Annotated in this window: 11 protein-coding genes; 3 read left to right on the top strand and 8 right to left on the bottom strand. The window is 49.0% G+C overall.

All coding sequences use genetic code 11. From position 1 onward, the window contains the following. Positions 1-38: 38 nt before the first annotated feature. From QUB56_RS30625 to QUB56_RS30645, 5 genes are all read right to left on the bottom strand, one after another. Positions 39-3,131: a methyl-accepting chemotaxis protein gene (locus tag QUB56_RS30625; RefSeq protein WP_332960121.1), complete on the bottom strand. Its 3,093-nt coding sequence runs from the start codon at positions 3,129-3,131 to the stop codon at positions 39-41. A gap of 147 nt (positions 3,132-3,278) precedes the next feature. Continuing rightward, positions 3,279-3,815: a chemotaxis protein CheW gene (locus tag QUB56_RS30630; protein WP_332960131.1), complete on the bottom strand. Its 537-nt coding sequence runs from the start codon at positions 3,813-3,815 to the stop codon at positions 3,279-3,281. Then, positions 3,815-3,979, bottom strand: a complete 165-nt coding sequence (locus QUB56_RS30635) for a hypothetical protein (RefSeq protein WP_332960122.1) — start codon at positions 3,977-3,979, stop codon at positions 3,815-3,817. The genes QUB56_RS30630 and QUB56_RS30635 overlap by 1 nt, the downstream gene beginning before the upstream one ends. Positions 3,980-4,068: 89 nt before the next feature. Further along, the gene (locus tag QUB56_RS30640; protein WP_332960123.1) at positions 4,069-4,239 is read right to left on the bottom strand and encodes a hypothetical protein; all 171 of its coding nucleotides are present in this window, start codon (positions 4,237-4,239) and stop codon (positions 4,069-4,071) included. Between the two features lie 713 nt (positions 4,240-4,952). Then, the gene (locus QUB56_RS30645; RefSeq protein ID WP_332960124.1) at positions 4,953-6,191 is read right to left on the bottom strand and encodes a response regulator; all 1,239 of its coding nucleotides are present in this window, start codon (positions 6,189-6,191) and stop codon (positions 4,953-4,955) included. Between the two features lie 1,235 nt (positions 6,192-7,426). On the opposite strand from QUB56_RS30645, the gene hmpF reads away from it, so the two are divergent. Further along, positions 7,427-9,169, top strand: a complete 1,743-nt coding sequence (hmpF, locus tag QUB56_RS30650) for a pilus motility taxis protein HmpF (RefSeq protein WP_332960125.1) — start codon at positions 7,427-7,429, stop codon at positions 9,167-9,169. Positions 9,170-9,194: 25 nt separating this feature from the next. Here the strand turns inward: hmpF and QUB56_RS30655 are convergent, their stop codons facing one another. Next, positions 9,195-9,410, bottom strand: a complete 216-nt coding sequence (locus QUB56_RS30655; protein WP_332960126.1) for a hypothetical protein — start codon at positions 9,408-9,410, stop codon at positions 9,195-9,197. A gap of 306 nt (positions 9,411-9,716) precedes the next feature. Here QUB56_RS30655 and QUB56_RS30660 point away from each other — a divergent pair, with 306 nt between their 5' ends. Both QUB56_RS30660 and QUB56_RS30665 read left to right on the top strand, forming a co-directional pair. After that, on the top strand, positions 9,717-10,187 hold the full coding sequence (locus QUB56_RS30660) for a helix-turn-helix domain-containing protein (protein ID WP_332960127.1): 471 nt from the start codon (positions 9,717-9,719) through the stop codon (positions 10,185-10,187). A 34-nt stretch (positions 10,188-10,221) separates the two neighbouring features. Then, positions 10,222-10,788 (top strand): IS630 family transposase, encoded by a 567-nt coding sequence (locus QUB56_RS30665; protein WP_332960128.1) that lies wholly within the window; start codon positions 10,222-10,224, stop codon positions 10,786-10,788. Positions 10,789-10,839: 51 nt separating this feature from the next. On the opposite strand, the gene QUB56_RS30670 is transcribed toward QUB56_RS30665, so the two are convergent. Then, complete coding sequence (locus QUB56_RS30670) at positions 10,840-11,082, bottom strand: transposase (RefSeq protein WP_332960129.1); 243 nt, start codon at positions 11,080-11,082, stop codon at positions 10,840-10,842. 276 nt (positions 11,083-11,358) lie between these two features. Further along, positions 11,359-11,610 (bottom strand): transposase (locus tag QUB56_RS30675; protein WP_332960130.1); only part of this gene is annotated, 252 nt, incomplete at its 5' end.

Raw genomic sequence — 11,610 nt, forward strand, 5'->3', positions numbered from 1 at the left:
TTGTAAATCAGCCAGCAAAACAAGCATTAGACAATTAATTATTGTCTTTCTGCGGTTTCTACACGGAATCTTTCCACCGATGTCAAAAGGTCGCGAGCAACGCCTACCAAGTTTTGCAAAGCACCGGAAACTCGCTGCGCTTCTTGGGATGTTTCCTGAGCAGTTAATTCCACTGCTTGCATAACAGAAGCCACCGCGCGAGCTGTTTCGTTTTGCTCTACAGTGTCGGCAGTAATCGATCGCACTAACACGTCAATTCGGTTAGTTACTTGAATGATATCTTCAAGCGAGCGCTTCGCCTGTTCTGCCAATCTTGTCCCCTCAATAACCTGCTGCGTCCCTTCTTCCATCGCCGTCATTACCGCGCCGGTTTCGCTTTGAATTTGCATCACGATCTGTTCGATTTCTTTCAAAGACTTAGCCGAGCGGTCTGCCAATTGTCGCACCTCGTCTGCCACGATCGCAAAACCCCTGCCCGCTTCCCCAGCTCTCGCCGCCTCAATACTAGCGTTGAGGGCCAACAAATTCGTCCGGGAGGCGATCGTCGCAATTAAAGCCACAATCTTAGAAATTTCTTGAGAAGCTTCCGCCAAACGCTTGACTTTTCTAGTGGTTTCTGCTACCGTTTCTCGAATTTCTAAAATCCCTGCCACCGTCCGCTCCACAGCTTCGCCCCCTTTCAGAGCAGTTGCCGCCGCGCCCCTGGCCACTTCTTCCGCCTCTCTAGCGCTCTCTGCGACCCGCTGAATCGCATCGGTGAGGACTTGCACCGAATTCAGCGTTGCTGCTAGTTCCTCAGCTTGCCGCAGCGCGTCGGAAGACAAATCGCCCGCAAACTTAGCACTATCCGTAGCGCCTTTGCTGACCTCCCGAGCCGCCTGCTTCACCTGATGGACGATTTCGCGCAGATTTTGAATTGTCAAGTTAAACGAGTCAGCAACCGCACCCAAAACGTCTGCGGTCACTTCCGCAGTCACCGTCAAGTCACCCCGGGCCGCTCCTTCCACGTCGTCTAGCAAGCGGATCACTTGGCGCTGCAAGTCTTCTTTTGCCTGTTCCTGCTCGTCAGACTTGCGCCTGGTATCGCTAATAGTGGTTTGGATTACCTTCGCCATGTGGTTGAATTTAGCAGCCATTTTGCCAAATTCATCTTCCGAGTAAACCGTAGCGCGAGCGTCCAAAGTTCCTTGAGCTACGGCATCGAACTGAGCTTGCAAATTGTCCGAGGACTTGCGCACCTGCTTGGCGATCAACTGGCCGATGCCCCAAGAAGTTAAAAAGCTCGTAAAGCCTGCTGCTGCGGTCATTACCCACCCTGTTTGGCGCAGGTAAACGATCGCCTCCGGCTTGTCTTGCCGCAGAGCTTGATAGGAGGCAATGTTGGTGACGAAAGCCACAGCTACCAGAGAAACCAGTCCGGCCCCGATTGCCGTGTACAACTGTTTTGTAAACAAAGGGGCATTTTCCAAGAAAGCCAGTCCCCCCTGTTCTACCGTCACCGAAGTATCGACCGCTTCTGTTTCTGTGGGAGCAAAACTCGACACTGACGCATCAGCCGGGCCGTTTATGGTAAATATCTCATCATCCCGAATTGCTGAGCCATCGCTGTTGTCAAAGTCCAGGCTGCTGCCAGTCGTTCCCATCATGCCGCTCGTCGAGTTGCCGAAATTGGTATTACCTCTAGTCAGCATCGAACTGCTGGCATCTTCTGAGATGTCAAAGTCCGGCAAATTGCCCAAATCGTCAAACTCGTCAAATTCGTCTAAAAAGTCGCTGTGTTCTTGAGGGTTCGTCGCTTTTGACGACCAGCCGCTGCTGTTCTTGTCCGACGCCCCGAAAGCTGTCGCTTGTTCGTTTTCCTCGAAAGAGAAAGAATCGCTAAAAGCATCGTCATCAAAAGCATCTAACTCGAAGCTATCTATAGAGCCAAATGCCGGGGGTTCCGAGTCGCCGTAACCATTGCTGTTAGCCGAGGTTCTCTCGGCCGAATTAAATTGTCCCCGGCTTGCCCTTGACGAGTGAGAGTTGGGGACAGCACCTCCCATCAACAGCGTTTCGTCTTCCGCCAGCGAATAGTTTGACGAGTAGTCCGACCCCGTATTCGGCTGGTTTTGAGGTCGAGAAGACCCGAAACCCGACGAGGGCATCGCCTCAGCAAAGGGGTCTGCCTGTTCTGCTGTCGGTGCGTTATGACCGTGATTTTGCCGGCCCCTTGGCGGGGCTTGGTAGTCGTAGTCGGAGGAATCGTCGAGTTCGTCTGGCAAATCGAGTTCTGCAAAAGGTGCGCCAAAATTGTCAGACGGCCCGCTGGGGGAGTCGAGTTGGTTCGAGTCGAAGGAATTCCCGATTTCTTTTGAGGCAAAACTTTGACCGTTGAGCATCTGAGTCGGAGCTTCTGAAAACACATCTCCTGAGTAAGGTGGCTTTTTCCCAGACACTTTGCTGCTTTTGACGTCATCCGCATCTAACCCTGCATCATCAGCAGTAAAAGGGTCTCCAAAGTCCGAGTCGGCAAACTCGTCCATGTTTAGCGAGTCGGACGTCTCAGCATAAGCTGCCATCCCGCTACTGTCGCTAGCAAAGGGGTTAGAATGTGAGGTTAAATCTGGGACAGAGCTGGGGCTTACGTCCATGTCTTCTGCTTCCCACTCCAAGCCGCTCATGCCCAAGTCTGCCAAGTCGTCGTTTTCCATGTCGTCTGGCGATTGGCTCCTATAGGAAAGGGATGGGGAATTTCCTTGGAAAAGTCCCAAATCCGGGTCTTCTAACTCTTCATCGAGAGATAAGTCTGGGTAGAATTCCAATTGAGTTTCACCTGACAAAGGCTCGAAATTTTCCGTTGGCAGTTCTCCGGATAAAAATTGGTCTGTGCAGGTAATTCCACTGTGAGCGTGTTCAACCAAAGTCGGGTCGTCACTCAGGCCTAGCACAACCGTGTACTGTTCCCGCGCCACCTCATACTGTTGCAGTCCATAGCAATAAATGTGTCCGCACAGCAGGCGAGCGCTGGGGTCTTCTGGAAAATCTTCTACTAATTGATAAACTAGGGCTGCGGCTTCTGAAAAATTGCCCTCCATGTAGGCCGCTTCTGCCCGTTGGTAGTCCTGCTGAAAGTTGGTACTTGTTGCCATTTGCCGCCCTCTTTTGATTTTAGATTTTAGATTTGAGATTTTAGATTTTTATCTTGAATTGAAAGTTTAGATGCGCGCCTCAAGTCCTGTGACTGTTGATGGTTAGACCCCAATCGCAAATCGCAAATCGCAAATCTAAAATCGATTTCACGCTGCCCACCGCGCCGAGCGCAGAATTTTCACTTGATCTAGCAGTCGGAGCACTTTCTGAGCTTGTCCGCCTAATCTCCATTCTCCCCTCAGAAAAGGAATCATGCCGTCTGGTGCATTGTTCGGAGAGTCCAGTTGTTGCTCCACGTCGAGCCAGTCCATCCCCACAATTCGATCGACTGCCAGCCCTAAAATCGTGTCTTGGTCTTCCACAGCCACGATCGGGATTTCGGGTCTGTCTGTGTTCAGAGGTGTTTGGTCTCCCAGAAATTGCCCGAGGTCTGCCACCCAAATCACTCGTCCTCTCATATTTAGGGTACCTAAAAGCAAAGAGGAAACGTTGGGGATTGGTGTCATGCGGTCTGGGGACGGGGCTAGTACCTCTCTAATCCCTGTCGCCGGCAGTGCGAACTCGTTCCCCGAAGGAACGTAGAACCGCAGGTGCAGCTCGCCTTCGGGAGTTTCTAGTTCTTGGAATTCCGGAGCCGGATCTACGCCTAGTCCTGGTAATATAAAGTCTGGGCTGCCGCTAATCATGATTGTGACACCTGCTTTCTAGCAAATTGTTGACGTTTCCCGCCCCCGAAGAACCCGATCGCAACTTCGATGGTCGAAACTTGACACAGCCAAGCTTGACACAGCCAAGGGGTGAATGGCGCGACGGCAGGAGGTACTTGGGAATAGATTTGCTCCGTCAATAATTGACTGCAATGAATAATTCACGCTACCAATGCTTACAAATTAGCTCAAATCGACTACGAACAATTAATTTGGAACCCCTAAAGCTTCACTTTGTACTCCCACCGCCGTTTAAATTGGTAAAACTCTGGGTAATTTCTGCGATGAATGCTAAACCGATACTCGGATTAGCGACGGGTTGCTGACGGCGGCTGGTGTCGCGACAATCATCAAAAAAAATCGGTACGTGGGTTCCGAGCGCGTCTTTAGAGGCGCTCATGGGAAACGGTCTGGCGGTTTCAATAAGCGAGTCAATCTTTCCATTACACGGGAATTGCTAGATTCGGTGTAATGAATGTAATGCTCTTTCGCGCTTGACAATTGCCGTGGAAAACCGAGCAACCCGCGAGCGCATAATGTTTGCTCCCTTTCATAGCCTCCGACGGCGGGGTGATGTTAGCTTGCGCCAAAGTTAACGATCTGTACTATATCTAGGACACTGACTTAACCCAATAAATCTATTTAATCCTAAATTTCGCGATTCAAGGAACTATGCCAAGCATCCCTTGGTAGGTCTTTAAACTCTTACCGTTAACGTAGTACGCAAGGTACGGAGTCTGGTCAACTCGGGTTTAAGTCAAAGGCCCGCAGCGAGCGTGTCTTTAGACCAGGGTCGTTGACTTAAGACTGACAATACACTCTCCGACTTTGTACAGAAATACCTACCAATGAGTAGCTCTGCACATCGGTTTTTCGGAGTGGCTGTAAGTGGAGAACAAGTATATTATATTTGCACTTTGAGCGTGTTAGACCCACTGGGGTCGAGAAATTGAACAGAGTTTTACCGAGGCCCTCATGCCAGCGCGCGGATTTATACATTCTAGTTTATGGTGCGATCGCTCCGGGTGGCCGCTCGCTTTCTCTTTGTGGCGGTCGAGACTCGATCTAACCGCAGGTACAAGAAAGCTCCAATAATGCCAGCGCGTGCGAAATTTATTTTTCTTCTAATTCGTCTTGTAGCGAGCGGTCTAATAATCTTTCCGATAGATTGACCAGAGGGTAGCCCGGGCCCACATATTTTTCTACCAGCATTAATAGCTCGCTTTCGCCAAAAGGTTTGGTGTAAAACTCTGTAGCTCCGGCCATGCGGGCTTTAACGCGGTCGATAAATCCGTTGATGCCCGTCAGCATAACGATCGGCGTCTGCCGGAAAGCGCTAGAATTGCGCAGCATAGCGCAAATTTCGTAGCCGTCGAGTTCCGGCATGGCGATGTCACAGAGAATTAAATCGGGTTTGAGTTGAAAAACCAAACTCAGGGCTTGGAGGGGATTGCCGATCGCAGTAGCTTCGTAACCGTGTTCATTTAAAATTGACTCGACTGTTTTGCGAATAATATTGTCGTCGTCAATGCAGACAACTCTGGGAACCTTGGTTTCAGGGGACGACCATTCTTTTTTGTTGTTAGCGGGGGCAACAGAGGGCTCGTAAAATACTTGCACCAATCCCTGCTGCACGAAAGGGTAAATTGCCTTAGCGACAGTCACCACGTCTCGGTTGAGGTAGCGCGCCATCTGGCGGATCGAAGTGTGGCCGTCGGCCCAGCGTCTGAGAGTATTAAAGGTATTGACAGGGAGCGCGACTCGCAACTCTGAGGGGTCTGAAATCACCGGGCATTGGTTGGGCGACTGAATGTGAGGGTGAAACTGCTTCCACTGCTGCACCTGTTTGACAATCTTGGTCAGCAGCGAGCTAATTTCTAAGCTGGTCAGTTGAGGAGCCAAACCAGGGCCCATTTCAAAAGTGAAGGAACCCTGGTGGAGACTGAGCAAGTCAAATAGGGTTTCGTGGATCATGCTGTGGATGATGTTGCGCCCTTGAGCTGGGGTGAGGATGTGGTTTTCTAGCAGGGCCCACAGGTAGCCGTATTCTGGGGCATTGGTAGATGCCATATAGGGAACTTGGATTTTGTCGAGGGCGGTATCTGCTTTGTAGCGGCGCAGGTAGTCGCGCAGGCGAAACAAACTCCCCGCACTCTGGGTAGCGTAAATAATCTGACCGTTGAAGCAGAAGACATACCAGGATTGTCCTGCAAGGGAGCGCGGGGTAGGTTGAGTACCCGTGCTGCTGCCGGTGGAGGTGTAGGCCTCTACGAACAGTTCTCCGGTTCGCTGACCTAACTCAATCAGTTGCAGGATGCTGCGGATGTCAATTTCACTCAAATTTCCCTGCATGCAGCTAAAGTGTCCTCCTTAAAACCGTTGGCGTCTGAGCTCGGAAAGACTGTGTGCTGGCGCAAAGATTGACTTTAGTTTCCGTCAATAATTTACGCGATGGCGCCGCTCTGACAATTGGGAATTGACTCTCCGGGCGATACTTGCTGCCGATCTCCGGCCGCGCTACCAGTCCACAAGCTGAAACCGCGAAACTCGCGGCATTCTCTAAGTGTAGAGTTTCACCTTGTATTCCCACGGCGTTGCCTAAACTCGTAGAATCCTCGAAGCACAATTGCACGGGCGATATCGAGTGTGCAACGCTGGCCTTCCCGACTGGTTCAAGTCTTCAAGCGCCAAAGTTTTGAAGTTTTTGGCTGAGTATGCCGTCAGTTTATCCAACACATCTTTGCGTAGGTCAACTTCAAAATACCAAGGATTCTCTGGTTTTACCGCTGCAACAGGGCAGCAAGTGCCGAGCGATCCCCGATGGGAACTTGAGGCTAGTCTGTTGGGTTGGATGAGTTGCGCTCGAGGTTTTTTTTGGGTTTGCCACAGCCCTATAATCAGGTGCCGTCAAAATGAACCTTTGTTGGCAATTGTCAGGAAAACCCTCTCTGCCGATCGACCTTTTTGCTCGCCGGAGGCTCGCGTCATAGGCTCGCGTCATTACCCTATTCTAAGGCAGTGCGGTTCAAATCCCTAGTCCGCCGGAGGATGGCCGGAGCCTTGAGGGCAGCCTCCGGCTTTTCTCACGATCGACCCGCAACTAAAGCCTGGTACAATCAATAGAAAGTTTTTGACGGACTAACTTTTTTGAACTTTGGGCGATCGGGTGTCCCGGCAGTTTTGCTAGTCTTTAATCAAGCGGCATTGATACTGCTGTCTCATTCGTCCAGAAGGGCGGCGGCCGTGCTTTCTGGACGCTCTCCCGTGAGGCAGTGCTATGGGTGAGTGCTGCTATAGTTAGGAAAAAATGCTATCCCCGGATTGGGCAAAGGACACCACGCGAGTAAAACTTAAGTGGCAAAAAGTTATCCTTACTTGCCTATACTTATTTACTTTAGGTAAGTTGACTACCGATCGCACGCAGTGTTATCTTTACTTGAGAACCTTTGGCAATCGGGGGATAGCCTACTTATCTTGGGATTAGCCGTCTACCCAACAGCGTAGTACGTAAACACCACTTATCTTTTAGGCCTTTAAGTAGCTTAAAGTAAGTTGGGATAGGTTTTACGAAGCAGAGGACTATTAGTGTGCTGTATCTAGCGGAAGTACAAAAACAGAGAAGCGGCTTTGGTCTCGGTGGCGGTAAGGCTGAACTGAAACTGCTAGCTTGTCAGCGGGGCGAACACAATTGGAGCGCCGTACCAGGCGATGACGCGATCCCAGTTGAGGAAGCTAATAAGTTTAACGACGGCACGCTGGTGCTGGTGGAGTTGAGCGCTAGCAAGCAAGTGCAGCGGATTCAGGAGGCCGCCCGCCAGTTGGTGAGCATTCTGCAAAATTTCTCGCGCTTGCAGGACAAGTTTAAGGATAAAGAAGAGGAAATTGAACAGTGGAAGGCTTCTCTGACGTTTTCGAGTCAGGAACTCAATCGCCGGGAAATGGAAATGCAAGCCCGCGAAGAGCAGTTGGCTCAAATGGAAGACGAGTTGGAGCGGCTGGAGGCTCAGCGCTCGGAAATAGAAAATACTCGAGATGAAGCTAACCGACTGCGAGAAGAGGTCGATCGCAGCCGCGTGGAAATTGAGACGGCTTGGGAACAGTTGCGGGGCGAGCAGCAGCGGGTGGCCCAGCAGCAGTCTCAGGTTCCGCAGGGGGCGGTGGTCGATCGGCAGCAGACCGAAAGGATTCAGGAGTTGATGCAGAAGCTCGGAGGGGCAATTGCTTCGGCCCAAGGGGTGCGGGAACAACTGAATCAGTCTTTTGGTGCGGTGGGGGCTCAGCAGGCAATTCTCGATCAGCACTGGCAGCAGTTGGAGCAAAAACGCAGCATAGCTCAACAGCAGCAAGAAGAGGTCGATCGACAAAATCAGAGCCTCCAAAACCGCTGGCAGGAGTGGTATCAATCTCAAGATGCTTTGGCCGGGGCTCGGGCGGATCTTAAAGGGCAGCAAAGTACCCTCAGCGCTAAGCAGGACCAGGCTCAGTCGGTGTCTTTACAGGTGCGGGCTATTGAGGATCTTTACCAGCAACTTTCCAGGCTCGCATCTGCTTCGGGTCCTGGGGGTACGCAGCAGAAAGTAGATGTGTCATCTCTGGAGAAGATGCCCGTTGAGGAGTTGCAGGCGCTGGTGCAACACCTGCAACACGATTTGGAAAAGGTGTTCCGGTTTGTTAACGATCAAGAGGAGGAGTTGACTCTGCAGAAGGAGACAATCGAGGAGCTGCAAAGGAAAATTCAAGCTGCTAGCGAGTACGATCGCATGGCTTTGGAAAATGAAATGGCAGATGAGCTCGAAAGTTATCAGATGTTGAACGAAACTCTGGTGGGACAGCGCCTCCGGTTGCAGGAACGGGAAGATGTTTTGAAGCAGCATCAGGCGGTGCTGTGGCGGCGATTGGGTACTGCTAATGCTCCAAAACAAGGAGGAGATATGGAGTTGGGCCCGATCGTGGCACAGCTCAATACTCAGCGGCAGCAACAAAGCCAAGAATTGCAAAGACTGGAAAACGAAATTCAGCAGTTGCGGGAGACCATATCCCAAATAGAGGCAAATGTCAACCGCCAAAATGGGGAAGGTGAGGCGAAACGCTACGAACTCAAGCAGTTCGAGCAGAATTTGTTCAACCAGAAAGGTGCAGTGGCAGAACTCTGGGGCCGGGTGAAGGTTTATCAAGAAATGTTGCAGCCCGTGCAGGACAATTTGAACGCGCTGCGCCAAAAGCTTGAAGCGGTGGCGGGTGAACTCGATCGGGTGCAGGAGAGGGGAGACGAGCAAGATCGGGTAGTTTCCGATCTGCAGCAAGTCCTTTCGGGTTTGATAACAGCTTAAAATTTAATATGTGAACTACAACACATCAACTGCTACGCATTATGATGTGGGCTTCCCAATTCAAGGGCAACATCCTCGGCAGCAGTGGACTTGTGGCCATACTGTTTTGGTCTGACATTGCGTCGAAGCGCACTAACGCTGGTTCCCAACGCCCATATCCGTAAGCCTTCGTTTCTGATGTCGATCGCCGCGTTGATGTCTCTATCGTGTCGCGATTGGCCGTGGGGACAGTCAAATTCATGGACTGATAGATCCATTTTTGGTATTGGCAAAAAATATTTGAGCAAAAATGTGACGAAGGGCAAAATCTACCTACTTCTAGGTAAACTTTTCCTTCTGCCTCTGCTGTGTACTTGAGCATGGTGCAGATCATTCCCCAACGCCGCATCACTTATTGCTTTAGCTAGATTGTGGTTGTTGACCATGTTCTTTACTGCCAGATTTTCGACAACAATAACCTGGTTTTCGTTGACTATCTTATACCAATTCTTGAAATTGTGACTACAAATGGTGTCAACTCTAATTTGACGCGAGCGCGAGAAAAAATATGGCAGGGGTTTGTAAAATAGAAATCAGAGAAAGTGAAGTCGAACTCAAACAATTGCTCGGACAGGCAAAAACTGGTTCCGAGAAAGAAAGACTACAAGTATTGTACTTACTGAAAACGAAAAAAGCTCTCAGTGTGACTCATGCGGCCGAAATAGTAGGGAGAAATCGAGTCACCCTACAAAATTGGTTAGCCGAATACCGTCAAGGAGGACTGTCCAAGTTATTATCTAAAAAAGTTAGTACAGGGCGGAAAAAAACAATTCCTCAGTGGGCAGAAAAAGCCTTAGAAAAAAGACTGAAGTTAGAAGAAGGATTTAATAGCTATGGCGAAATTTGTCAATGGTTAGAGTCAAAGCTAGGCAGAGCAGCCAACTATAAAACCGTGCACAGATTAGTGCATTACCGACTAAAAGCTTCACCAAAAATAGCGAGACTTGCGCAGCGCAGAACAGTCAGCGAGAAAGATTAGATAATTTTAAAAAAACTTTTTATAGAACATAGCAATGCTGAGTTGGATGGCAATAACAGTAATGGGTTTGGGAAAGAAGGTGAGATTTTTGTATGAAGATGAAACGCGGATAGGGCTGAAGACAATTAGTGGGAGAAAAATTACGGCACGGGGCGTAAAACCAATAGGGAAGGTACAAGGGAAATTTCAGGCAACATATATATATGGGGTAGTGGAACCAAAAACTGGAGAGCATTTATTTTATGAATTCACCCATCTAAATAGTCAATGCTTTGAGATATTTTTAGAGTTAGTAGCCCAGAACTTTGCCGATAGTATCTTGATTATTAAATTGGATAATGGAGGCTTTCATAAAAAGAAAAAATTGAAAATACCCAACAATATTATTTTAATGTTTCAACCATCTCACTGTCCCGAATCAAATCCAATTGAACAGGTGTGGCAATATCTTAAAAAAGGGTTGAGATGGAAATTACCAAAAAACTTAGAGGAGTTGCGGATTTTAATTAGTGAGCAACTTGAAAAGATGGGTTTAGAAGTAATTGCCTCAATTATTGGGAGAGAATATATACTGGAGGCATTATCTGTAGTCGGCATTTAGAGAATTGGTATTAGGGGATAGTTTATGTCGGAAATCACGCAGGTACTCTGGCTATTTTTGAGTGGAGTTTGGCAACAGCCCGCGCAAGCGAAAGCGACGTTTGTTACTCGTCTTATCTTTTTTACGAGATAGCTGACGCTGTTTTCGTTTGAGGTTGCGTTCGTGTTTCTTGAGGTGTCTGGGATTTTGATACTTTGAGCCGTTAGACGTGACAGCAAAATCAAGCAGTCCCAAATCAATGCCGATGGCTTTACCCTCTTCACTGGCTGTCGGTGACCATAGGCCATCATCCATTAACAAGGAAGTGAATAACGACCATGAGGCATTCTACACACCGTGACAGTTCTTCGCTTGCCCGCTGCATCTCTGTGGATGTTGGCTGTTACGATGGCAAGATTTTCAGGGAATTTAATCGAGGAGTTACTCAGAATTTTAACGTTCTGAGGGTACTGCATTGATGGTCTGCCCAGGCGTTTTTTGAATGTAGGTTACTGTGCTCGACCATCAAAGAAATTGATAAAAACTATCGACAGATTCAGCGTAGAAGATGGGAGGCATTATACCAATTTCCTAAATTACTGCTACAGATAGAGCCTCTAAAATAAATTTCCATCCCGTCAAAGAAGCAATAACTTCCAACGTCAACTTATTTAACTCTTTTTGCACCGCTGGTCTCAACTCTTCTATTTGGTCAAATCTCAACCATCTCAATTGTTCTTTTACGTATCCCCACAGTCTTTCTATGGGGTTTACTTCCGGACTGTAGGCGGGTTGAAATAGTAAAATAACGTTTTCTGGTATACTGAGATTTAAAGAGTTATG

Source organism: Microcoleus sp. AR_TQ3_B6 (genome assembly GCF_036702785.1).
Lineage (GTDB): Bacteria > Cyanobacteriota > Cyanobacteriia > Cyanobacteriales > Microcoleaceae > Microcoleus.